Annotated in this window: 3 protein-coding genes; all 3 read right to left on the minus strand. The window is 76.6% G+C overall.

The genetic code is table 11. The annotated features are described in order from the left end of the window. Positions 1–16: 16 nt before the first annotated feature. A complete protein-coding gene (locus EES41_RS04065) occupies positions 17–1,261 on the minus strand; it encodes a hydroxymethylglutaryl-CoA synthase family protein (protein ID WP_123075719.1) in 1,245 nt (414 codons plus the stop codon). Further along, entirely contained in the window at positions 1,258–24,270 is a 23,013-nt protein-coding gene (locus tag EES41_RS04070) for an SDR family NAD(P)-dependent oxidoreductase (RefSeq protein WP_123075721.1), read from the minus strand. Before EES41_RS04070 ends, EES41_RS04065 begins: the two co-directional genes overlap by 4 nt. A gap of 93 nt (positions 24,271–24,363) precedes the next feature. Continuing rightward, positions 24,364–25,932, minus strand: a complete 1,569-nt coding sequence (locus EES41_RS04075) for an amino acid adenylation domain-containing protein (protein WP_216827241.1) — start codon at positions 25,930–25,932, stop codon at positions 24,364–24,366. Position 25,933 lies beyond the last annotated feature (1 nt).

The raw sequence follows: 25,933 nt of genomic DNA on the forward strand, positions 1-25,933 counted from the left end.
TCCCTTGTCCTTGCGGTCAGATCCAGTCGTAGCGTCGGTGGTAGTCGTCGATGCCCCGCAGGGCGAGCAGGGGCGCGCGGCCCCCGGCGGCGGGCCGCCACTCGGGGTGCGGGTCGAGGGTGAGGTGGCGGCGGGGCAGCAGGCAGGCCTGGCCGTACGGGAGCAGTTCGCGGTACTCGGCGAAGCCGAGCCGGCGGCGGGCGGCCAGCCGGGGGCCGATCTTCCGGGCGGCCACGGTGTCGCGGGCCGCTTCGCCCAGGGTGCCGCTGAGGAACTCCGACGAGCAGCCCGACCCGTACGAGAAGAGGCCCACCCTGGACTCGCGCGCCGCCACGGGCAGTTCGTCCACCAGACTGGCGAGCGCCAGGTAGAGGGAGCCGGAGAAGAGGTTGCCGACCTGCGCCGGGTAGCGCAGGCCCGGTTCCACCCGGCGGGTGAAGTCGGCGGCGGTGGCGGCCGGGTCGAGTCCGGTGAACTCGCGCATGGCCCGCCGGTGCGCGGCCCGCACCATGCCGGCGAACGGGGTGTGGAAGACCAGGTGGTCGAAGGTCTCGTCGAGGCGTACGTCGGCGACCCGGCGGGCGTAGTCGGCGAAGCTGCGGACGGTGCACTCCAGGTAGGCCACGAGCGAGAGGTCGGCGTCGGCGAACTCGGTGTCCGGGCCGGGCCGCGCGGTGTCCATCGTCTCGAAGCTGTGCAGGCCGAAGGCGCCCAGGTCCAGTGCGAGGACGTCGGGCCGTTCGCTGAGCAGCAGGGCCACCGCGCCGCTGCCGGTGGCCAGTTCGGCGTATTCGGCGCGCTCGTCGGCGAGCCCCACGTCGGTGGCGATCAGCAGGACGCGGGCGCCCGGCGAGGCCCCGGAGGCGAGGTATCCGGCGGCCAGTTGCAGGGCCGCCGTGGCCGCGTAGCAGGCCTGCTTGACCTCCAGCAGCCGGCACCGCTCGGGAAGTTCGAGGTGGCGGTGTACGTACGAGGCGATCGACTTGCTGTAGTCGACGCCGGACTCGGTCGCCACCAGCACGACCTCGATCCGGTCGCGGACGGCCGGGTCCAGGTCGTCCAGGAGCCCCTTGGCGGCGTTCACCGCGTGGGTGACCGGGTCCTCGAAGGGCAGTGCCACCGAACGGCCCGACAGCATCAGGTTCTTGACCCTGGCCCGGTCCAGGCCGCGGCCCTCGGCCAGGTCGTCGGCGCTGATCCAGGCGCTGCCGCCGTAGACGTCGAGCGCCTCGACGCCCACCGTGACGGGTCCGCTGTTCATGCTGTCTCCTCGGTGGGCCGGTCGGCGGTGGCCGCCGCGACGACCTCCCCCAGGACACGGCTGACGTCGTCGGCGTGGGTCACGCAGGGGAAGTGGCCGGCGTCCGCCAGCTCCTCGTACCGGGCGCCGGGCAGGGCGGCGGCCAGGCGCTGGGCGGTGTCCAGGGGCACCACGGAGTCCAGGCGGCCGTGGATCACCGCGGTGGGCATGCCGGTCAGTTCCGGCAGCCGGCGCAACAGGTCCGGTTCGCCGGCGAACAGGTCCAGGTACGACAGGCCCACGTAGGCGTCCATGCTCTCGCAGCGCAGCAGTTCCGCCGCGCGGCCCGGCAGTCGCGCGCCGTCGCCGGTGGCGGCGGCCACGGCGGCCATGTCCTCGGCCACGATGACCTCCAGCCGGTTCACCTCGCCGACCCGGTTGGCGTACCGGTACGAGCCTCCGACGGTGGTCAGGGACGCGCTGCGGCCGGGGTGGCGCAGGGCGAAGGTCTCGGCGACCAGCGCGCCCCAGGACGCGCCGACCAGGTGCACCGGTCCGTCGATGCCGAGCCGGGTCAGGGTGGCCGTGTACAGGTCGACGATGTGGTCGAGGGACAGGGCGCCGCCGGTGCGGGTGGCCCCCACCCCGGGGTGGTGCAGGACCACGAGCCGGTGGTCCGCGCCCAGGGCGGCGAACTGGCGGGCGAACATGCCGGCCCCGATGTTGAACGGGTGCGCCAGCAGCAGCGTCGGGCCGATGCCGTGGACGAAGGCCTCCACGGTGGCGTCCTCCAGCTCGACCAGGTGCCGCCGGACGGCCGGGACGTGCTCGGTGAGCACCGCCATGTTCTCCCCCGCCCGTTCGTAGCCCTCGGCGAGCGCGGCCCGGACGTCCTCGGGGATCCGCTCCACCGGTTCGAACCGGGCGCGGGCCAGGGCCATCGGCGTGGCCGCCGGCCCGGTCGGCAGCAGGTCCACCACACCGGTGCGGTGGGCGAAGCAGTCGCAGAGCCGGTCGGCGAGCGTCTGGGCGTCCGGGTCGGACAGGCCGATCGGCACCGCGAGGCGGACCAGGCCCGCCGGGTCGTCGCCCACGTGCGGGGCGCCGCGCACCCCGGTCTCCCGGTAGAGCCGGGCGAGCAGGGCCGGCGCGGGATGCGTCAGGCCGGCGAAGGCCTCGTCGCGGCGCGGGTCGAGCAGGACGCAGTGGGCGCCCGGCCCTCCGTACACCGGGGCACCGGCCTTGACGAGCCGCTGGTGCAGGGTGCGGACCTGCTCGGCGCGGCGCCGGACCAGGTCGCCGATCAGCGGAGTGTCCGCCAACGCGGCTGCGAGGACGGCCTGTTGCTGGCGGCCGAGCTGACGGCCGTAGGCGTCCTCGTCCTCGGCGAGGCGTTCGGCCAGGTCGCCCTGGCGGGTGGCGACCAGCCCGCCCATGCCGACGGCGAAGTTCTTCGACAGGCTCACCGTCACCGCGTCGGCGGTGTCCAGCAGGTCGCGGACGGTCCGCCACAGGTCGGCGCCCTCCGCCTCGGCGACCGCCAGGGCGTTGTCCACCACCCGGGTGGCGTCCAGCACCAGCGGCACACCGCGTTCGCGCAGGGTACGGGCCGTGGCGCGGAGCGCCCCGAGGGACAGCGGGAGACCGCCCGCGGCGTTGGTGCTCAGCTCCAGGCAGACGAACGACACCGCGTCGCCGTGCTCGTCGAGCAGGGCCGCGAGCCCGGCGAGCCGTCCGTCGCCGGTCGCGGGGGCGTCGGCCGTCGGGGCGTCGTCCTCGCGGGGGATCCGGACGGCCCGCAGGCCGGCCTCGGCGAGCGCGAACTGCCAGGTCGGGAAGAGGTCGTTGTGCAGGACCACACCCCGGCGGCCGGGCCACGACCGGCACAGCCGCAGCTCGGCGGAGCGGCCGGAGGCGGTCCACGACGCGTGCGGCAGCGGCAGCCAGCCGGGGAGCGCGACGGGGGCGGCGCCCGGATCCGCGACCTCGGTGGCCAGCGCGGCCATCCGGTCGGTCACGAAGGAGTCGGTGCGCTCGAACCACGAGTCGGTGAGCAGGTCGAACTCCACCTCCGTGTGGTCGAGCAGCACCGGGTTGTGCCCGGCGCGGACCAGCACCGCCTCGCGACCGGTCGCGGGCGTGGCCGGTGTGACCGGTGTCGCCGAGGTCGCCGAGGTCGCGGCGGCGGGGGTGCCGGCCGCCGCCCCGGACTCGGGGGCGTTGGCGATCATCATGATCAGGTCGAGGGCGTCGGTGCGGTCCGCGGCCGGCTGGCACAGGTACAGCGGCACCTCGACGGGCCCGAACTTCTTCTTGAACCGGTAGTTGCCCTCGTCGAAGATGCCGACGGAGCGCAGTTCGGCGAGCGCCTGCCGCACGTCCTGCGCCGGGTTCGCGGTGGTGGTCACCTCGACGCCGAAGCTGCCGCCGAAGCTGAGCACGTCGACCCCCTCGGCGGCGAGCCGTCCGATGATCTCGACCAGCCCGTACTCCAGTCCGCCGAGCGGCATGTCCCCCGGGTAGAACTCCACGTCGAGCAGGTAGCCGTTCTCGGCGGGCAGCGCGGCCAGCACGATGGCGCTGAGCAGCCGCCCGTCGCGGTAGGTCAGGAAGATCCGGTTGCGGTCGGGCAGCCGGCCCTCCCGGATCAGTTCGCGGGCCTCGGCGACGTAGGCGTTCACCATCTCCTTGCCCTCCGACCAGCGGTCGACGAGATCGACGATCGCCGCGTCGGTGGCGGGGTCCGAGCCGCTGACGTACTCCTCGACCCGGTTGTCACCGTGCCGGCCGAACTTCTTCACCAGGTAGCGCAGTTTGCTCCGGCGGCCGCCGGCGAGGGTGAACGACGCCAGGTCCTCCAGCCGCTGCACGACACCGAACGCGGTGGCCAGCATCGGCGTGCCGGTCAGCTCGGCGAGGGGCTCCGTGGACAGCAGGTTGAGCTTGAGCCCGTTCTCGGCGCAGTGGGACAGCAGTTCGCCGGCCGCGTCGGCGAACCGCTCCGGCGCTCCGGTGTAGCGCCACACCAGCACCGAGTCACCGGTACGGCCGATCGCCAGGTAGGCGTCGCGGGTCGACGGGAAGAAGAGCAGGGGCGCGATGCTCAGGCCGGCCAGGCCGGACTCCATGCCGTGGCGCTCCTCGACGTCCCGGACCAGGTCGAGCAGGCCTGGGTGACCGGCCAGTTCCTCGCGCGCCACGACCAGCGCGCCGGATCCGGCGGGGGCGGCGGGGGCGGCCGACGCGGCGGGCGCGGCGGCGGCCTTCGAGGACGGCGCGGCGGCCGCCGGGGCGGCGGGCGCGGTCGCGTCGGCGAGCCGGGCCACGGCCTCGGCGCCGAAGCGCTCGGTGAGGTGGGCGGCCAGGGCGGTGCAGTCGGGCTGGTCGAACAGGAGCGTCTTGGGCAGGGTGCCCAGCACCGTCTCCAGGGCCCGCACCGCCCGCACCATGTCGAGGGAGCTGAGCGCCCCGTCGGTGAACCTGCCGTCCGGACCCAGATCGGTGCGTACGGCGCGCTCGACGGCCTCGCGCACCACGGCGGCCGGATCCGGGGCAGAGGCCTCCGGTTCGGCGGCGGTGTCCGGTGGGGCGGCGGTCTCCGGTTCGGCGGCCGCGGCCGTTTCGAGGTGGCGGGCCAGGGCGGCCAGCGTGTCGTGCTCGTAGAGCTCGCTGGTCGGCACGGTGACGCCATGGCTCTCGTGCAGCCAGCGGACGAGTTCGACGCGCATGATCGAGTCGAGGCCGAGCCCGGTCAGCGAGTCCTGGTCACCGATCTCCGCCACGGGCAGCCCCAGCGTCCCGGCGACCCGTTCGCGCAGGTCCGCCAGGGTCACGCCGGTCCCCGGCGCGGAGGCGACCTCGGCCACCGGCTGCGCCGGGGCGGCGGGAGACGCCTGCGGCGCCGCGGCCGGCGCGGGGAGCCGCGGCGACTCGTAACGGCGTACGGGCGCCAGCCGGACCCGGCCGTCCGCCGTCCGCTCCGAGCCCGCCGGCGCGGGCCGGACGACCGCGGGGGCTGCGGCGCGGGGGTACCAGTACGCGGTCCGCGTGAAGCCGGGTCCGGGCAGCGGGATCCGGCCCGGGGCGGCGGACCACAGACCGGCCCAGCCGACGGAACGGCCGGCGCACCACGCGGCGGCGAGTTCCTCCGGAGTGACGGGCGAAGCCTCGCCGCCCGGCCGGGCGGTCCCGTCGCCGAGGTGCACGCCGCCCTGGTCCGTGCCGCGCAGCGCGGCGACGAGCCGCGTCCGGTCGGCGGCCACCACGGCGAACCGGTGCGGGAGTTCCTCCCGGCCGACCTGCAAGGTGTACGCGACCTGGTCGAGGCCGGCGTCCGGCAGCGCGTCGAGGGCGTCGGCGAGCCGGAGGCGGTAGTCCGCCAGCGCCGCCCCGTCGCGGGCCGACAGCGGCACCACGAGGGGCCCCCGCGCGGCGGGCCGCCGGGCCGGGGCCGCTCCCCCGGTCTGGAGCACCACGTGGGCGTTGGAGCCGCCGAAGCCGAACGAGCTGACTCCGGCGCGCCGTACCGGCCGCCCGGACTCGTCCGCCGTCGGCTCCCAGGCGCGGGCCTCGTGCGCCAGGGTCAGCGGGGTGCCGTCCAGGCGCAGGTAGCGGTTGGGCTCGCGCAGGTGCGGGTGGGGCGGGATCAGGCCGTGCCGCATGGCGAGCACGGTGGTGAGCAGGCCGGCGATCCCGGCCGCCGCCTCCAGGTGTCCGATGTTGGCCTTGACGGTGCCGACGGCGAGGTGCGGCTCGGCCGGCGCGGGCAGGTCGTGGTCCTCGTACAGCCGGGCGAAGGCCTGCTTGAGTCCCTCGATCTCGACCGGGTCGCCGAGCGGGGTGCCGGTGCCGTGGGCCTGGACGAAGCCGATGGTCCGCGGGTCGATCCCGGCGGCCCGGACGGCCTCGACGATCACCTCCGCCTGGGACTGGGGGTTGGGGGCGGTCAGTGAGGGCGTCCGCCCGGTGTGGTTGACCGCGCTGCCGAGGATGACGGCCTGAACGGGGTCGCCGTCCGCCAGCGCCCGGTCCAGGGGTTTGAGCACGACGGCTCCGACGCCCTCGCCGCGGACGTAGCCGTCGGCGGAGTCGTCGAAGGCGGCGCAGCGGCCGCGGGCGCTGAGCATCCCCGCGCGGTCGAAGGTGGTGTAGAGGGCGGGGCTCAGGGTGAGGTTGACGCCGCCGGCGACGGCCAGCTCGCAGTCACCGTGCTGGAGCGCGCGGACCGCGTGGTGGACGGCGACGAGGGAGCTGGAGCAGGCGGTGTCGATCGCCTCGCTGGGGCCGCGCAGGTCGAGGAGGTGCGAGACGCGGTTGGCGAGGACGGCGTGCGCGACGCCGGTGGCCATGTGCGCCTCGGGGGCGCCGCCGTGCGCGGCCATCAGCTCGTTGTAGTCGCCGGTGGCCACACCGACGAACACCCCGGTGGCGGAGCCGGCCAGCTCGCCGGGGCGGCGGCCGGCGTCGTACAGGGCCTGCCAGGTCACTTCCAGGAACTGGCGCTGCTGCGGGTCCATGAAGCCGGCCTCGCGGGGGGAGATCCCGAAGGCGGCCGCGTCGAACTCGGCGACCCGCTCCAGGAATCCGGCGCGGACGTCGCGCATGCCGGGGTCGGCGAGGAGCTCGGCGCGGTCGGCGGGTACGGGACCCACCCGGTCCTCCCCCTCCGATACGACCCGCCAGAGCGCGGCCAGGTCATCGGCACCGGGGAACCGCCCGGCCATCCCGATGACGGCGACGGGCACCCCGACCCCGGCGACCGGCACCGAGGCCGGGGTCGAGGTCGAGGCCGGGGCCGGGGCCGAGGTCGAGGCCGAGGCCGGGGCCGGGGCCGGGGCCGGGGCCGAGGCCGGCACCGAGGCCGGGGCCGAGGTCGGGGCCGAGGTCGGAGTCAGAGCCGGGACCGGGGCCGAAGCCGGAGCCGGAGCCAGGGCCGGGGTCTGGTTGCGGGGGGCGGACGGCTGCGGGGTCGGGGGGCGGCCGGCTTGGGGGTGGTCGTTCGCGAGGCGGATCGCCAGGGCTTCCAGGGTCGGGGTCTCGAACAGCACCGTCGGGAGCAGGTCGAGGCCGTAGCGGGCGTTGATCCGGGTGATCAGCTCGGTCAGCGAGATCGAGTCGAAGCCCAGCTCCATCAGGTCTGTGGCGGTGTCCACGTCCTCGTCGGACACCATCAGGAATCCGGCGGCGAGGGAGCGCAGGTCCCGCTCGACGGCCCGGATCCGGTCGGCGACCGGGGTGTCCTCGCCGGTCACCGCAGGGGCTGCGCGCGGTGTGAACCCGGGCTGGTACGCGACGACTCCGGGGCAGGTCTCCGCGCCGGTCAGGAACGCGTCGAAGGCGCGCACCGCGTCCGCGTCCGGCAGCGGCACCATGCCGGTGTGCTGCGCCATCAGGGTGCGGCTGGCCTCGTGGACCGGCATCCCGCCGTTCGCCCAGAGCGGCCAGCCGATCGAGACCGTCCGGCCGGGCCGCCGCCCGGCGGTGTGCAGCGCGGCCCGTTCCTCGGCGAACGCGTCGAGGAAGGCGTTGGCGAAGGCGTAGTCGGCCTGGCCCAGGTTGCCCGTGGTGGCGGCCACGGACGAGAACAGGGCCAGGAATTCGAGGGGTTCGTGCCGGGTGGCCGCGTCCAGGTGGACCGCGCCCCACACCTTCGGGGCGAGGACCTCGGCGATCTCCCGGCGGGTCTTGCGCACCGCGCGGGAGTCACGGGTGACACCGGCGGCGTGCACGATGCCGTGCAGGGCGCCGAACCGCTCCCGGATCTCCGCGACGAGCGCGTCCACCTGCCGCCGGTCGCTGACGTCGCACTGCCGGTACGTCACCTGCGCGCCCGTCGCGGAGAGTTCCCGCCGGGCCTCCTCGACGGTGTCGTCGGCGGCCCGGCGGCCGCACAGGACGAGGTTGACGGGGCCGCGCCCGGCCAGATGGGCGGCGATCGTCGTGCCGATCCGGCCGGCGCCGCCGGTGATCAGGAAGGTCCGCGCCGAGCCCCCGGCGGGAGCCGGTGCGGCGGCGGGCGCGGGCTCGTACTCCTCGTACGCCCGGACCTGCCGGCCCGCGGGGGCGAGGCGGACCTCGCCCGCCGCCCCGCCGAGGAGTTCGTCCACGAGCAGCCGGGCCAGCCCCGAGGGGGCACCGTCGACGCGGACGTTCACCCCGGAGAAGCCGCTGTGCTCCAGCGCGAGGGTGCGCAGCAGCGCGCCGGTGGCGGCGTACGCGGGACGGGCCTGCCCGGTGAGCGCGTCGCTGTGGTGTGCCACCAGCATCCGCAGCACGTCGCGGCCCTCGCCGAGGTGGCGCGTCGCCAGTCGCAGGGCGGAGTCGAAGCCGTCGTGCAGCTGCGCGGCCAGGTCGGGTTCGGCGGCAAGGCACAGGTGCAGGACGGCGTCGGTCGCGCCGTCGCTCCCCGAGCCGGTGTCGCTCCCGGAGCCGGTGTCGCTCGCGGAGCCGGTGTCGCTCGCGATGCCGCGTCGGTCGAGTTCGGCGGCCAGGGCGGTCCGCAGGCCCTGGTCCTCGCAGTGCAGCAGGACGCGGTGGACCGGACGGCGGCCGGGCTCCGGCGGCCCGGCGGGCTGCCAGCGCGGCCGCCGGTGCCGGATCGTCACGGCCGGCTCCACCGGCTCCTCCTCCCGGTCGGCGGCCGGTCGCGCCGCGGGCGCGCCGACGGCGGTCAATGTCAGCCCGCGCAGGGCGAGGACGTGCTCGGCGCCGTCGAACACGTCCAGGTCGACGGTGCGCGAGCCGGTGGTGCCGGGAGCGGTGACGTCGCGGGCGTGCACCCGGCAGCGGGCCGGGAGCGGACGGCCTGCGGTCAGTTCGGCGAAGGCGGTGGGCAGGTAGCCGGTGGTGTCGTCGAGGACCGCGAGCGCCTGGAGGGCGCCGTCGAGGACGACCGGGTCGAGGAGCACGCCGGGGGCGGCGGGCGGTGCGGCCAGGTCGGCCAGACACTCCCCCGGGCCGGCCCACAGCGACTGGAGCACCTGCAAGCCGCTGCCGTGCCGGACGCCGCCGGCGCCGAGGCGGGCGTAGACCACGGCGGGCGCCACGGGCGCGCCGACCTGCTCGGGGGCGGGCGCGGCGGCGGACGGGAGCGCGGTGCCGGTCAGTGCCTCGACGGTGCCCGTCGCGTGGACCACCCCGTCGGGGTCGGTGAGGGTGAACGGGACCGGCTCACCGGGACGGTGGTCGCCCGCGACGACCCGTACCTCGGCCGTGCGGTCGAGGTCCAGCGGACGGTGCCAGGTCAGGCCGCCGAACCGGGTGGCGGCGCCGCAGAGCCCGGGAAGGGCCGTACGGACGAGCTCGGGCACGGCGGCGCCGGGCAGGATCCGCCGGCCGCCGACGTGGTGCCCTCGGATCGCCTCGCCGAGGACGTCCAGGGACACCGTCACGGACTCGGGGACGGCGACCGGGGCGGAGACGGTCGTGAGGGACACGGGCGTGGCGGGCTGCCACCAGATCCGGCGGCGCTGCTGCGGGTGCCCGGGGAAGGCGGCCAAGCGCGGCGGCTCCGGCCAGTGCGCCGCCCAGTCGACGGACGCGCCCCCGACCCAGCGCGCGGCCGTCTCGGCCCACGACGCGGCGGTCCCGAGGCCGTTCCCGGCGTCCTCCTCGGCGGGCTTGGCATCGGCCTGCTGCCACACGCCCGGCGCGCTCTCGCCCCGGGAGAACGCGGTCAGCCGCTCGGCCAGCTCCGGCACGCTGCCGCAGAGCACGGCGACACGGGCCCGGAACTCGGGGCGTCCGACCTGGCTGGTGTAGGCGAGTTCGCTCAGCCCGGCGCCCGCGGCGGTCGGTGCGGTCAGGGCGGCCGCGACCTCGCCGGCGTACCGGGCGAGCAGTTCGGGCGAGCGCGCCGACAGCGTGAACAGCTGGTCGCCGCCCGGCGGCAGGGCGCGCGGCGGTACGGCGGGCCGGTACTCCTCCAGCACCACGTGCGCGTTGGCGCCGCCGGCGCCGAACGAGCTCACGCCGGCCCGGCGCGGCCGCGCCCCCGCCTCCCAGCGGCGCAGTTCCCTCGGCAGCTCCAGCCGGTCGCCTAGGTCGATACGGGGGTTGACCGTGTTCAGGTTGGCGCAGGGGGCGAGGGCGCCGTGGCGGAACTGCAGGAGGACCTTGGTGAGACCGGCGATCCCGGCCGCCGCCTCCAGATGCCCGACGTTGGCCTTCACCGAGCCCACCGCCACCGCGCGTCCCCCGTCGGCGCGGTCGGCGCCGTCGGTGACGTCCGCGCCGGTACGAGGGCTGTCGAACACCCGGCGCAGCGCGGCCAGTTCGATGGGGTCGCCCAGCGCCGTGCCGGTGCCGTGCGCCTCGACGTAGTCGATGGTGGCGGGGTCGACACCGGCCTGCGCGAGGGCCCTTGTGATCACGGCGGCCTGGGCGTTCGGGTTCGGCACCGTGTAACCGGAGGTGCGGCCCCCCGCGTTGACCGCGCTGCCCTTGACCACCGCCCAGATGTCGTCCCCGTCGGCGATCGCGCGGCTCAGCGGCTTCAGCAGCACCGCGCCCGCCCCTTCACCGGGTACGAACCCGTCGGCCTCGGCGTCGAACACCCGGCACTGCCCGGTCGGCGAGAGCATCGTCAGCGAGCAGAGCGAGACGAAGTGCGCCGGGTGGATGATCACGTTCACGCCGCCGGCGATCGCCGTGTCGCATTCGCCGCGCCGCAGGCTGTCGCAGGCCAGGTGCAGCGCCGTCAGCGAGGACGAGCAGGCGGAGTCCACCGCGTAACTGGGCCCGGAGAGGTCCAGCAGGTAGGACACCCGGTTGGCGATCGACCAGTACGAGGAGTGCGCTCCGGTCAGTTCGCCCTGCGGCCACGCGGTCGCGCCGAGCTGGCCGTACGTGCCGTACATGGCGCCGGCGAAGACTCCGGTGCGCCCGGTGGCGCGGGCGCCGAGGTTGCCGGTCTGTTCGAGCAGGTCCCAGCAGGTCTCCAGGAACAGCCGCTCCTGCGGGTCGATCTTGACGGCGTCCCGGGCGAGGATGCCGAAGAAGCCGGGGTCGAACCGGTCGACGCCGTCGATGAAGCCGCCGTTGGCGGTGTAGAGGCGGTTCGGGGTGCCCGGCCTGGGGTCGTACAGCTCGCGCCAGGCGAACCGGTCGGCCGGGACCTCGGTGACGGCGTGTTCCCCGGAGGACAGCAGCCGCCAGAAGGCGTCCAGGTCCGGCGCGCCGGGGTAGCGGCCGCTGACACCGATGATCGCGATGTCTTCGGGACGTACGGCCGGTCCCTCGGGTGCCCCGGCCGGTACGACGGTCGCGGTCGTCGTTGCGGTCGCCGTCGCGGTCGCGGCCGGGGGCGGGGCGTCGGCGGAGACCGTGGGGACCGCCTCCGGCCACGGCGCCGCCCCGGCCGGGGCGGTGGCCGCCGCCAGCCGTTCCCCGTGCTCGGCGCGCAGGTGGTCGGCGAGCGCGGCGATGGTCAGGTGCTCGAACAGCAGGGTGGAGGGCAGCGGACCGAGATCGGTCTCGAACCGGGACACGAGGGAGAGGCTGACGAGTGAGTCGATGCCGAACTCGTCGAAGGGGGCGTGGTCGCCGAGGTTCTCCGGGTCGTGCCGCAGCACTTCGGCGAACACCGAGCGCACGTAGTGGCGGGCGGCGCCGGCCGGGGCCGCGACCGGCCGGGGCCCGGTGGCCGCCGCCCGTCCGGCCGTGATCAGGCAGGGGCCCGTCGTACCCGGCGCCACGTCGGCGCGCACCTCGACGTCGGTGAGTCCGGCGCGCCCGGCGACCGTACGCCAGCTGTCGGGGGCGAGCAGCGGGGAGTGCGGCAGCCGCAGGCCGGGGTCCTGGTAGCGCCACCAGCCTTCGGTGAGGCCGAAGGTGAGGGTCAGGTAGTCGGAACGGCCGGTGGTCTCGTGCACCAGGAGCAGGCCGCCGGGGCGCAGGAGCGCGGCCGCGTGGCGCAGCGCCGCGGTCACGTCCGAGGTGCCGTGCAGGACGCCCGCGGCGACGACCACGTCGTGGTCCGCGCCGAAGCCCTGGGCGGCGGGGTCGCTCTCGGCGTCGAACCGGGCGCCGCGCAGGGTGACCGAGGCCGGCAGGTGTGCCCGTAGCGCCTCCTCACCCTGCCGCAGGAAGGTGGGCGACAGGTCCGTGAAGACGTACTCGACGGGCCCGGCACCGGCCAGGGCGGCGAGTACGACCCGGGTGGTGGCGCCGGTGCCCGCGCCGATCTCCAGCACCCGGGTGCCGGGGCCGCGCGCGTCGACCCGGCGGCGCACCTGCTCGGCGAGGGCGCGGTTGGCGGCGCGTTCGGCGGCGCCGCCCTCGTAGAACCGGGTCAGCAGTGCGGTGGAGCCGCCGGGGAACAGGACGTCCAGCGGGTTGCGGCGTCCTGCCAGTACGTCGGGCAGCGCGGCCACGCACCGCCTCAGCAGCTCTTCCTCGGCCCCGGTCGCGGAGTGCGCGGGGAGCGGGACCGGGACCGGGACCGGCCCGGTGCCGATGAGGTCCGGGCCCTCGCGGCGCAGCGCGCCGGCGCGTTCGAGGATCTCCGGCAGGGCGTCGAGGAGCCGCCGCCGGGCGGGGACCACGCCGAGCCGCTCGGCCATCGCCGCGAGGGTGGTGCGCCCACCGGCTCCGGGGAGCACGCCGGCGGTGGTCAGTTCGGCGGCGAGGAGCGCGCCGGCCAGCGTTTCGAGTGTGCTGTCGGCGCTCTCCCGCACCCGTACGCCGAGGCCGCGCAGGGCCTCGGGAGTGGCGCGGGCGACGAGGGCCTGCGGGACGCGGGCGGTGAGGATCGCGCGCAGGGCGGCGAACCCGTCGGCGGGCTCGATCGAGCCCACGCCGGCGTCGGCCATGGCGCGGGCGCGCACCGGGTCGGCCACGACCCCGACGCTGCCCCAGTAACCCCAGTTGACGACGGTGACGGGGACCGGGCCCGCGGTGTGCAGCGCCTGGCCGAGGGCGTCCTCGGCGGCGCTCGCGGCGGCGTACGCGGCCTGGCCGGGCGAGTCGATGGCGGAGGCGGCCGAGGAGAACAGGACGAAGTGGTCGAGGGGTTCGTCGCGCAGGGCCTCGTGCAGCACGCGTACGCCGCGCACCTTGGCGTGCAGGGCGGCGCGCAGGTCGTCGGGGCCGGCGAACGCCATCGTGCGGTCCCGCAGTTCGAGGGCCGCGTGCACGGCGCAGGTCACCGGGCCGAATTCGGCGTGGGCGACGGCGAGGGCGGCCTTGACGTCGGCGGGGACGGCGACATCGCCCCGCACGTACCGGGCGCGGCCACCGGCGGCCTCGACGGCGGCCAGCCGTTCGGTGATGGCGGCGTCGGCGGGGCGGCGGCCCAGCCACACCACGTCGGCGGCGGTGTGGCGGGCCAGGTGGAGGCTCAGCTCGAAGCCGATGCCGCCGGCCCCGCCCGCGATCAGGTGGACGCCGCGGGTGCGCCAGGGCGTGCCGGGGCCACCGGGGGCGGCGGGGCCGTCAGGTGCGCCGGGGCCGTCAGGTGCGGCGGGTTCGAAGACCTGGGTGAGCCACCGCCCGTCGCGCAGCGCCAGCACGGGGTGGCCGGCTGGTGCGCTCAGCACCGCGTCGGCGCCGGCGCCGCCGAGGTCGAGGCCGCCGGTCTCCCAGTGGGGGTGTTCGGCTCCGGCGGCGCGCAGGACGCCGAGGACGCCCGCGCGGAGCGGGCGGGTGACGGGGCTGCCGTCGGCGGGCAGCACCCCGTCGAGTACGGCGGTCAGGCGCAGGGCCCGGCCGGCGGCGGGGCCGCGCGCCAGGATCCGTACGCACTCGAACACCTGGGCCACGGTGGGGTCGGCGTCGGGATCGGCGCCGGGAGCGGCGTCCGGTTGCGCGCCGCCCGTGGCCACCAGGTAGACGGCGTCCACGTCGGGGCGCGACAGCCGCTCCGGTCCGGCGGCCAGCGGCAGGCATTCGGCGCCGCGGCGGGCCGCGAGCTCGCGGGCCAGCGGCTGGGCGTCGTCCGTGTGGAGCACCAGGGTCCGGCCGCCCCGTACGGGCGGCGGTTCCTCCTCGCCCACCGGTGTCCAGCGGGGCAGAAGTACGGAGACCGCCGGTTCGGCCGGCTGTCCGGCCGGCGGCCCGTCGGAGCGGGCCGGGCGGGCGGCGAGGCCTTCGATACGGGCCTGCTCGCGGCCGTCCGCCCCGGCGAGGCGGACGGTGAGGAGGCCGTCGGGGGTGCGGCTGACGTGCGCCCAGGCCGGGGGGCCGGCGGCGGGACGGAGCAGTACCCGGGCGGCGGCGAACGGCATCAGCAGCTCCCCCTCGCCGGCCAGGGCGGCGGCGACCTGGATCGCGCCGTCGAGTGCGGCCACGTCGACGAGGGCGCTCCAGCCGGGCCGCCGCGAGCCGGTCAGGCGGCCGAGCGCCTCGCCCTCGCCCGCCCACAGCTCTTCGACGACCTGGAAGGCCGGGCCGTAGTGCAGACCGGCGGCCGTGAACCGGGCGTACAGCTCCGCGCCCGAGCGGTGCCCGGTGGTACATCGCCGGGCGATGTCCTCGACGGGCAGTGTCGCGGCGGGCTCGGTGGCGGGCCGTACCGTACCGGTGGCGTGGTCGACGCCGGCGCAGCGGAGCGTGAAGCGCTCGCCGTCCCGCTCGACCAGGACCTCCTTGGCGGTGTCGGTGCGCAGCGGCCGGAGCCAGCGCACCCCGGTCATCTCCAGCGGCCCTTCGTCACCGGCCAGGGCGGCGGCGAGCGCGAGGGCGCCGGTGCCGGGCAGCACCGGGGTGTCCCCGACGCGGTGGTCGGCGACCTGCCAGGCGTCGGGGGCGATCCACCAGGTGAGCGCGGGCCCGGCCGCCGGGGTGGGCGCGGGAGCCACCGCGGGCTCGGGGGCCGGGGTGGGCGCGGGGGCCGGGGTGGGCCAGTGCCGGGTGCCGCGCAGCGGGTGCGGCGGCAGCGGGGTGCGGCGCGCCTCGACGTCCCGGAACTGCGCGCCGAGGTCGGGGCGGCCGCCGGCGAGGTACTCCTCGGCGAGCCGGCGCTGCTCTGGGGTGGCGTCCGCGAGGTCGGCGGGCGCGCCCGCGACCGCGGCCCGCAACGCGGCGGCGAGACCCTCCGGGGTGCGTGCGAGGAAGACGGCGCGCGCCTGGTGGTGGCGGCGGCCGACGCTCAGGGTGTAGGCCACGTCGGCGAGTTCACCCGCGCCCGGCACGGCCTCGGCGAGGGCGGTGAGCTGCGCGCCGAGCTCTCCGGGCGTCCGGGCCGAGACCGGGACGACGAAGGCGCGCGAGGTGGTGTGCCGCGGCCGCCGCGGGGCCTCGGAGACGACCAGGTGGCAGTTCGTACCGCTCACGCCGAAGCTGCTCACGGTGGCGATGCGGCCGCTCGGGCGTGACGGCCAGTCCTGGAGCTCGGTCAGCACGTGGAACGGGCCGGTGTCGAGGTCGAGCCGGGGGTTGGGCGAGGTGAACCCGGCCGTCGGCGGGAGCTGCCGGTGGCGGAGCGCCAGCAGCACCTTGAGCAGGCTGGCGATGCCCGCCGCCATGGTGGTGTGGCCGATGTTGCCCTTGACGGAGCCGATCACGCAGGACTCGGGGGCCGCGCCGGCCCGGGTGAACGCCTCGGCGAGCGCCTTGGCCTCGATCGGGTCGCCCAGCGGGGTGCCGGTGCCGTGCGCCTCGATCAGGCCGATCTGGTCCGGGGTGACTCCGGCCCGCTGCCAGACGCGGGTGAGCAGGTCGGCCTGCGCGCGTCCGCTGGGCGCGGCGATGCCGTTGCTGCGGCCGTCGCCGTTGGCGCCGCCGGCCCGGATGACGCCGTGGACGTGGTCGCCGTCGGCCAGCGCCCGGGCCAGGGGCTTGAGCACCACGGCGCCGACGCCCTCGCCGAGCACGATGCCGTCGGCGGTGGCGTCGAAGGGCGCGCTGCGGCCGGTCGGCGACAGGATGCCGGCGGCGCTGGTCTGCACGTGGATCTCGGGGCCCAGCATCAGGGCGACCCCGCCGGCGATCGCCATCTCGCTGTCGCCGCTCAGGATGCTCTGGCAGGCGAGGTGGACGGCGAGCAGCGAGGAGGAACAGGCGCTGTCCACGGCGGCGGTCGGGCCGGTCAGGTTGAGGAAGTACGAGACCCGGGCGGCCAGCACGGAGGGGGCGCCGCCGAGGAAGCTGTGCGCGGTGTCGTGACGGCCGGCGGCGCGGCGGACGTGGCGGTAGTCGCTCTGGGTACAGCCCACGAAGACGCCGCAGGCGAGGGGTTCGTCGGGGCCGATCGCGTAGCCCGCGTCCTCCAGGGCCCGCCAGGCCTCGGTGAGGAACAGCCGCTGCTCGGGGTCCATGTCCTCCGCCTCCAGCGGGGACATGCGGAAGAAGGGGGCGTCGAAGCGGTCGATGTCGGTGAGGGACCCGGCCCACTTGCTCGTGGTGGTACCGGGGCGCCCCGCGGGGTCGTAGTGGGCGGCGACGTCCCACCGCTCGGCCGGCACCTCCCCGGTGAGCCGCCGCCCGGCGGCGAGGTCCCCCCAGAACGCGTCCAACGTAGGCGCGTTCGGAAACTGCCCGGACATCCCGATCACGGCAACGGCCCCCACGTCACCCCGCCCCTCTGCGAAGCCTTTGGCGGCGGCCGGGCCCTGGGCGGCGGCGGGCCCCTGGGCGGGGGCCGGAGCCGAGGCCGGAGCCGGAGCCGGAGCGCGGCTCGGAGCCGTGGCGGCGGCGGGCATCGGTCCCGGAGCCGGGGCGGGAGCCTGGGCGGACGCCGAGACGAACTCAGGGGCTGAAGCCGGGGCCCACGCCGGGGCCGGGGCGAACGCAGGGGGCTGTATCTGCGTCGGCGCGGGAGCTGGAGCCGAGGCCTGGGCCGGAGCCACGACCGACCCCGGGACGGGGACGGAGGCCGGGGCCTGGGCGGACGCCGAAAGGAGCTCAGGGGCTGGAGCCGGGGCCCAGGCCGGCGCCGGGGCGAACGCTGGGGCCTGTGCCGGCATCGGGGCGGACGCGGGAGCCTGGGCCTGCACCGGAGCCGCAGCCGACCCCGGGACGGGGAGGGAGGCCGGGGCCGGGGCCGGAGCCGGGGCCGGAGCCGGGGCCGGAGCCGGAGCCGGGGCCGGAGCCGGGGCCGGGGCCGGGGCCGGGGCGGACGCCGAAAGGAGCTCAGGGGCTGAAGCCGGGGCCCAGGCCGGCGCCGGGGCGAACGCTGGGGCCTGTGCCTGCATCGGGGCAGCCGCGGGAGCTGGAGCCGAGGCCTGAGCCGGAGCCACGACCGACCCCGGGACGGGGACGGAGGCCGGGACCGGGACGGATACGGAGGCCGGGGCCTGGGCGGGCCCTTGGGCCAGGGCGTGGGCGGGCACCGGGACGGGCTCGGGAGCGGAAACGGGAATGGCCGGGGCGGGAACGGAAGCCGGTGTGGGCTCGGAAACCGGAGCGGAAACGGAAGCCGGGGCGGGGGCGGCCAGCGGAGATACGGGGCGTGGCGCCGAGGAGGCTTGCCGGTCCGGGGCGACCCCGCGCAGGACGAGCGGCTGCGCACCCGCCGGGGCTGCGGGGCGCGGTGTCACAACCGGCGGCGGGGCGGGAGCCACGGGCTCCGGCGCCGTAGGCCGTGGGGCGACGGCGGCCTCGGCGATCGCCCGGGTGTGCCGTACGGCCTCGGCCACCGCATCGGCCAGTTCGGGGACGGTCGGCCGCTCGTAGACGAGCACCGACTCCAGGTGCACCCCGAGGCGGGTGGCGAGGATGTTGGTGACCTCGACGGCGCCGATGGAGTCGAGCCCCATGTCGGAGAACGTCTGCCGGGTGTCGACCTCGTGGGGCGACAGGTAGAGCTGCGCCGCCACGACCGCGAGGACTTCGTCGCGCAGGTCGTCACCAGTGGGCCCGGCCGGCACGGCAGCGGCGGCCTGCACGGCCCCGGAAGGCGCGCCCGCACCATGGGCGACGACCGCCGCAGGCGCAGCCGCAACGGGCACGGCCTCACCCGGCGTGGCCGCAGAAGGCATCGCTCCGGCAGGCGCAGCCGCGAGCGGCGCGGCCTCGCCCGCCAGGCCGTCAACCGGCGCAGGCGCGACCGGCACGGCCCCGCCAGGCGCAGCCGCGAGCGGCGCGGGCGTGGGAGCAGCGGCGATGAAGGGCACGGCCCCAGCAGACGGTGCGGCATGCGGCGCAGCGGCGACCGGCACGGCTCCGCCCGGCACGGCCCCGCCAGGCGCAGCCGCGAGCGGCGCGGCAGTGGCGGCGGCGGTGAAGGGCACGGCCCCCACACGATCGGCCGTAGTGAGCACGGCCGCGGCAGGCGGTGCGGCAGGCGACGCAGCGGCAACCGGCACGGCCCCGGCAGGCGCCGCCGCGAGGGGCGCGGGCGCAGGGGGCACGGCCGCGGCGGGCGGTGCTGCAGGCGACGCGGCGGCAACCGGCGCGGCTACTCCCGGCACGGTCCCGGCAAACGCGGCCGCGAGGGGCGCGGCCCCCGTCGGGTCGGTCGCAGGGGGAACGGTCCCGGCAGACGGAGTGGCGTGAGCCGCAACCGGCACGGTCTCCGCCGCCGTATCCCCGGCAAACGCAGCCCCACCCGGCATCCCCTCAACCCCCGCGGGTGCGACCGGTGCGACCGGCGCCGGCGTGGGGGGCTCGTGGCCCAGGCGGATGTGTACGCGTTCGACGGCCTCGCCGCCCAGCACTCGCTCATGCATGCGCAATTCCCGTTCGATCACGTCGGACAAGGCGGCAAAGGTGCGGCCTGCCAGCTCCCGTTTGAGTTCGGAGGCGGCGGCACGCGACTGGCGGGCGACGGACTGGGCGTGGCCCAGCGCGGCGGTCAGGACTTCCGCGCGCGGGCGTACGTCCACCGAGGCGCCCCGGGCGCGTAGTTGCGCGCCGGTCAGGGTGCGGCCGGTGTAGAAGAGTTCCTCGGCGACGGTGGTGCCGAGCTTGCGCTCGACGAAGAAGGTGGCGCCCGCGCCGGGGGTGAACCCGAAGCTGAGGAACGGCGCGCCGTACCGCGCCTCCTGCGCCAGGACCACGATGTCGGCGTACAGCCCGAACACCATTCCGCCGCCGCTCGCATGCCCCTGGACCGCGCTGATGACCGGCTTGTCGCAGCCGAGGACGAGCTCGTGCAGGAAGGACACGTCGGCGAACGTGCCCTGTTTGGCGGCCAGTCGGGCCATCGCCTCGGGGGTGGCGCCCATGCTGAAGACGTCACCGCTGCCGGTGATCACCACGCACGACACCGACGGGTCGGCGGTGGCCTCCGTCATGGCGGCCCGGAACCCTTCGAGCAGCTCGTCCGTGAACGTGCTGCGGCCCAGGGTGATCAGCAGGATGCCGTCCGGCAGCCGGCGCACCTCGCAGGCCGGCTGGTCCTGATCGGGTTCCGGGTCCGGTTCCGGTTCCGGGTCCTGGACGGCGACGACGGCAGGGGCCGCGACCGGCGTGGCCGGCGTCGGCGTCGGCGCGGCCGCGGCCGTCTCCGCGCGCCACAGCCCCGGCCAGCAGCGTTCGCCGCGGAACGGATACGGCGGCAGCGGTACGCGTCGCAGCCCCGCCGGGTGGCCGAGGTGCCACGGCACCTCCGCCCCGGCGGTCCAGGCCTCGGCCAGCCACTCCCAGCGCCGCTCGCGCACCGCGTCGGCCAACACCCCGGGATCGGGCGCCGCGGCCGTGCCCCCGGGCCGCCCCCAGTAGGCGCCCGCCGGCGGGGTCTCGCCCGCGAGGTAGGCCCCCAGCGCCCGGCGGGCGGCGGCCGCGTCCTCGGCGACGACCGCCAGCCGGTGGGCGCGCGGGGTCCGGCCGACCTGGCAGGTGTACGCGATGTCGTGCAGCCGCGTCTCGCCATCGGCCGGCGCCAGGTCTTCCAGGGTGCGCCGGGCCAGTTCGTCGGCGCGCAGCCCGGCGGAGGCGGCGAGCAGGTCGAGGTCGACGAGTTCCAGGCCCATGTCGCGCAGCGGCACGGTGGTGGGCACGTCCTCGGGCCGTACGCCCAGCAGTCCGGCCAGTTCACGGCGTACCGCGCCGCCGTCCTGTTCGAGGACGGCGAGCAGGTCGCCTGCGACCCGGGCGAGCTGGTCGTCGTCCTCGGCGGACAGCACCAGCACGGCGGGCCCGGCCGGTTCGGCGGCCGGCGGCAGGGGTTCGGCCTCCTCCAGGATCAGGTGGGCGTTGGAGCCGCCCGCTCCGAACGAGCTGACGCCCGCGCGCCGCACCCCGGCCGGCCCGGCGGGCCACGGCTCGGTGGTGCGCTGGAGCCGGAAGGGGCTGTCGTCGAGGCGCAGCGCCGGGTTCACCTCCTCGCAGTGCAGGGTGGGGACGAGGGTGCGGTGCCGCAGTTGCAGCAGCACCTTGGTCACCGCGGCCACTCCGGCGGCGCTCTCCAGGTGGCCGATGACCGACTTGACCGAGCCGAGCGCGCAGGTGGTGTCGACCCCGGCGAAGGCGTCCCGCAGCCCCTGCACCTCGATCGGGTCGCCGAGGGAGGTGCCGGTGCCGTGGGCCTCGATGTAGCCGATGGTGGTGGGGTCGACCCCTGCGGCGGTCAGCGCGCCGGTCACCACCGCGGTCTGCGCCGCGGGATTGGGGACGGTGAAGCCGCTGGCGCGCCCGCCGTGGCCCAGGCGGGAGCCGCGGATGACCCCGTACACGTGGTCGCCGTCGGCGCGGGCGGCGGCGAGCGGCTTGAGCACCAGGGCGCCGACTCCCTCCCCGGGTACGTAGCCGGTGCCGCCCGCGCCGAAGCTGCGGCAGCGTCCGTCGCGCGACAGCCACTGTCCGGCGGCCAGTTGCAGGTACTTCTCCGGGTGCGGCATGACGTTGACCCCGCCGGCCACCGCCCAGGCGCACTCCCCGGCCCGGATGGCCCGTACGGCGAGGTGGATCGCGGTCAGCGACGACGAGCATGCGGTGTCGACGGCGATGCTGGGTCCCCGCAGGTCCATCCGGTACGAGACCCGGTTGGCCACCGACGAGTGGAGCGCGAGGGGCAGCGGCTGGCCGGGGTCGTCGTCGACGAGCTGGAAGTGGGAGGACATCACACCGACGAACACCCCGGCCTCGCGGTCCGCGAGCCGGTCGGGCCGGTAGCCGGCGTCCTCGAAGGCCTGCCAGGCGGCGGTGAGGAACAACCGTTCCTGCGGGTCCATCCGCTCCGCCTCGCGGCGGGAGATGCCGAAGAAGGCCCGGTCGAAGCGGTCGGCGCCGTCGATGAAGCCGCCCCATTTGCCGTACGTGCGTCCCGGGGTGTTCGGCCGGGGGTCGAAGTACCGCTCGTGCGGCCAGCGGTCGGCGGGCACTTCGGTGACGCAGTCGAGTCCCGCGCGCAGGTTGCGCCAGAACTCTGCGGGGTCGGCGGCCCGCGGATAGCGTCCGGCGAGCCCGACGACGGCGATGGCGTCCGTGCCCGGCTCCGCGTCCGTGTGCGCACGGGTGCCCGGTTCGGGTTCCCGTACGGCGGTGTACGCCGTCTCCCCCGCCACGGCCTCCGCCACGGCCTCCGCCACGGGCTCCGCCACGGCCACCGCCGCGGGGTCCGGGTCGGGGGCCGCGCCGAGGGCGGTCAGGAGCCGGGCCGGCTCCCCGTAGCCGATCAGCAGCTGCGGCGCGCCGGAGGCCAGCGCGCCGCCGAGGGCGCGCAGTCCGGCGGAGGTCGGCATCGGCACCAGTCCGTGGGTCTCCCGGTCGTGGCGCAGCGCTTCGGCCGGGGCGCTCATCCCGCCGTCCGCCCAGTACGGCCATTCGACGGCGAGGCCGAGGCCGGGGCCGGTGCGCCGGCGCATCAGGCCGGCCAGGGCCGCGTTGGCGTAGGCGTAGTCGCACTGGCCGGGGCTGGGCAGGGTGGCGGCGAGCGAGGAGAACGCGACGAACAGCCCGAGGTCGTCGGCCGCCGTGGCGGCGTCGAGGAGGGCCACCGCCTCGGTCTTGGCGGCCAGCACGGCGGCGGACCGGTCCGGCCGCTTGCGGAAGAACACCGCGTCGTCGACCACTCCGGCGCAGTGGAACACCCCGTCGAGGCGGCCGTGCGCCCGCCGGGCGATGTCGGTCAGGCGTGTCACGTCGGCGGCGCGGGTGAGGTCGGCCCGGACGTAGCGCGCCGTCACGCCGAGTTCCCGCCACTCGGCGATGCGGCGGGCGATCTCGGGGGACTCCTCGCCACGGGCGGCCAGCGTCAGGTCGGCGCGGTGCTCGCGGGCCAGCCAGTCGGCGACGTGCAGGCCGATCCGGCCCGCTCCGGCGATGAGGTACGAGCCACCGCGCCGCACCGGTGCCCGCCCGGCGGGCGCCAGCGGGACGGGCCGGTGGCGGCGTACCAGGCGGCGGCCGCCGGAGTGCCGGACCTCCGCCTCGGTGGTGAGGTCGTCGGCCTCCGCGAACACGGCCGCCGGGTCGGGTGTCGCGGTGTCCAGGGACACGGCGCGGCAGCGCAGCGCGGGGACCTCGGCGCTCACGGTCCGCAGCAGCGCCCCGAGCGCGAGGTGTTCCGGTCCTGCGTCGGGGCCGAGCACCGCGAGCAGCCGGTGCGGGCCGGGCCTGCGGCTGTCGACGAGGGCGCAGGCCAGCGCCCACAGCCGGGGGTAGGGGGCGGGCGCGGGGCTGGTCGCGTCGACGAACACGGCCGGCTCGATCCCGTCGGCGGCCATCTTGCGCAGGAGGTCGCCCAGGGCGGCACGGTCGCTCTGGTCGACGACGTATCCGCCGTCGGGGGCAGGGCCGTCCGCGACGACGGGGACCACCCGGCGGTCGGGGCGGGCGGCGCGCAGGGCGGCCGCCAGTTCCGCGCCGAACACCACGAGGTCGCCGCCGTCCGGGGCCGGTTCGGGGGCCGGGGCCGGAACCCAGACCGGCTCGAACGCGCTGAGCTCGCCCGCTTCGGGAGCCTCCCGCGCCGACGGGGGCGCGACCGCCACCGTCTCCGTGCCGGCCTCGATGGCCGTGGAGACGGGCGCGGGTGCGAGGGAGTCGCCGAACTCGGAGCCGAGGAAGGCGGCGACCGCCTCGACGGTGGTGTGCTCGAAGAGCAGGGTGGGGTAGAGGGTCGTGCCGACCAGTTCCTCCAGCCGTTCCCCGACCCGCAGGACGTCGACGGAGTTCAGGCCGAGCTCGTAGAAGCCCACGTCGGTGGGGACTTCGGCGGCGGGCCGTCCCAGGTGCTCGGCGATCACCGCACGGACCCGGTCCGCCAGACCACCGCCGGCCGCCGCGCCCCGGGCCGCCTGCTCCCCGGCCGGCGTCCGGGGCCGTGCCGCCGCCGCGGGCTGCGGAATGCGGTCCGGGGCGGCGTCGGTGGTCCGCGGCGCCGTGACGCGCGCGCCGGGCCGGAGCCGCTTCGACGCGAACCCGACGATCTCGGCGACGGGTTCGCCGTCGGGCCCGTAGACGTACATGTCGTTGCCGAGCAACTCACCGGAATCGGTGAGCTGTTCGGGTCTCGGTACGTGCACCAGCGCCGGTCCGCGCAGCGGCCGGACGGCCCGGAACCGGCTGACGAACATCGGGACGAACGGGTCGTCCTCCACGGCCGCCTGGCAGAAGCCCAGCAGGGTGGCCGCGTCGAGGCGGGCCGGGTGCAGGTAGAAGTCCTCGCCCCCGGTCCGGTCGCCGAGGTCGATCTCCGCGAACAGGCCGTCGGGGCCGCGCCGGACGGTGCCCACGCAGGCCATGCGGGGCCCGTGGTGCACCTGCTGGGCGCGGGCCCGGTCGTACACGGCGGTCATGTCGCCGTAGGTTCCGGGTGCGGAGCGGACGGCCGGGTCGAGCGCGGCGGGCGCCCGGTCGGTCCAGTCGAGTTCGGCGCGGAGGTTCTCCACCCAGTCCGTGTTCGCCGCCGTCTCGCCGACCGGCCTGCTGGTGGCGCGGACCCCGGCCCTGCCGTACTCGTCGGCCTCCACCACGACGCGCACCTCGCGGCCGATGCCGGCGGCGGTGGTGACGGGCTCGGAGAACAGCACGTTGCTGAGGACCGCGCGCGCGGGGTCGAGGCCCCGGGCCTCCAGCATCCGCCAGACCACGTCGAAGAAGGCACTGCCCGGCAGCAGGCAGACATCGCGGAGACGGTGCTCGTGGACGACGAAGTCGGTCGGTTCGACGGCGACCACCGCCTCGACGCGGGAACCCGGACTGAGCATGACTACCTCCCGTGCGCGGTCCGGTGTGGCCCGGACCGGCTCAGCATCATGGGTGGGGACGCCGGTGCCCGCTCAGATCTGAGCGGACCGGGGTCACGAGGACGGAGTGGGGGCGGAAGGGGACGGGGCGGACGACGCCAGCCGCCGCTCCGCCGCCCGCCGCAGCAGCGGCCGGTCGATCTTCCCGTTGGCGTTGAGAACGGGCTCCGGAAGCCACCAGAGCATGCGCGGCAGCATGTAGGCGGGCAGCCGCCGGGCGGCCCGGCCGAGCACGTCGGCCTGCGCCACCGGCGGTCCGCCCATCAGACAGGCGACCAGTTGCGGGCCGGTGTCCCCGTCGACGGTGAGGACGGCGACCTGCGCGCCCGGGGCGGCTGCGCGCAGCGCGGCGCTCACCTCCCCGATCTCCACCCGGTAGCCCTGGACCTTGACCTGGGTGTCGGTCCGGCCGAGGTGGGTCAGCCCGCCGGCGTCCCGGCGCACCAGGTCCCCGGTGCGGTACCAGCGGTGGCCTTCGTGGTCGAGGAACCTGCCCTCGTCCTCGGCGGGGTCCAGGTAGCCGGTGAAGACCTGCTCGCCGCGCAGGCAGAGTTCGCCGGTGTCGGCGGGGGCGCCGTCCGCGCCGACGACGAGCGTGTGGACGCCGGGGAACTCCCGGCCGATCGGCACGGTGGCGTCGTCGGGCTGGCCGTCGGCGTCCCAGACGTGGCCGATGCAGGCGACGCTGGCCTCGGTCGGGCCGTACAGGTTGTCGATGACGGAGCCGGGGGCGGCGCCGTGCCAGGCGCGCGCGGTGCCGCTGGTGAGCGGCTCCCCGCAGAAGACGGTGGTCCGGACGTCGGGCAGGCAGCCCGGTGGCAGCCGGCCGGCGTTGTGCAGCGAGGCGGCCAGGCTCGGCGTGGCGTGCCACACGGTGATCCGCTGGTCGGCGAGGCGGGCCGGGGAGAGGGCCTGGATCCGGTTGAGCACGCACAGGCAGGCCCCGGAGCCCCAGGCCAGGAACAGTTCGCTCATCGAGAGGTCGAAGGTCAGCTCGTAGATCTGGCTGAACCGGTCGCCCGGCCCGACCTCGTACCGCTCCAGGGCGGTGCGCACGAAGGCGCTGATGTTGCGGTGCCGGATCGGCACCCCCTTGGGCGTACCGGTGCTGCCCGAGGTGAACATCAGGTACGCGAGGTCGTCGGGGCCGCGCCCGGCGACCCGGAGGGGGCCGGGCGGCCCGGGCCGGCACAGCCGGATCCCGGGCGGCAGGTCCGCCGGCTCCGGCAGGGCGGTGACGAGTACGGTGCCCGGCGCGAGCCCGGGCAGCAGGGCGGGGAGCGCGGCGGCGCCGGTGGTGTCCACCACGACCGCGTCGAGACCGGCCGCCGCGGCGATGGCGGCGAGCCGGTCCGGCGGCGCGTCGGGGGCGAGCGGGACGGCGCAGGCCCCGGCGCGCAGGGCGGCCAGGAATCCGGCGTACGCGGTCACGCTCTTCGCCGCCAGGACACCGACCCGGCGGCAGCCGGCGGCCGCGAGCGGGCCGGCCAGCGCCGTCACTTCGGCGTCCAATTCTTCGTAGGTCAGCGTCTGTTGGGCCACGCGCAGGGCCGGGCCGCCGGGGGCGAGTGCGCGCCCCCGGTCGAACCACTGGTCCAGCAGCACCACTTCCTCGGCGGCCACC

The sequence above is a fragment of the Streptomyces sp. ADI95-16 genome (assembly GCF_003721495.1).
Lineage (GTDB): Bacteria > Actinomycetota > Actinomycetes > Streptomycetales > Streptomycetaceae > Streptomyces > Streptomyces goshikiensis.

Bases quoted from the DNA above. Each gene is read 5' to 3' on its own strand.
- EES41_RS04070 (WP_123075721.1), bottom strand. From the start codon at position 24,270: ATGCTCAGTCCGGGTTCCCGCGTCGAGGCGGTGGTCGCCGTCGAACCG.
- EES41_RS04065 (WP_123075719.1), bottom strand. From the start codon at position 1,261: ATGAACAGCGGACCCGTCACGGTGGGCGTCGAGGCGCTCGACGTCTAC.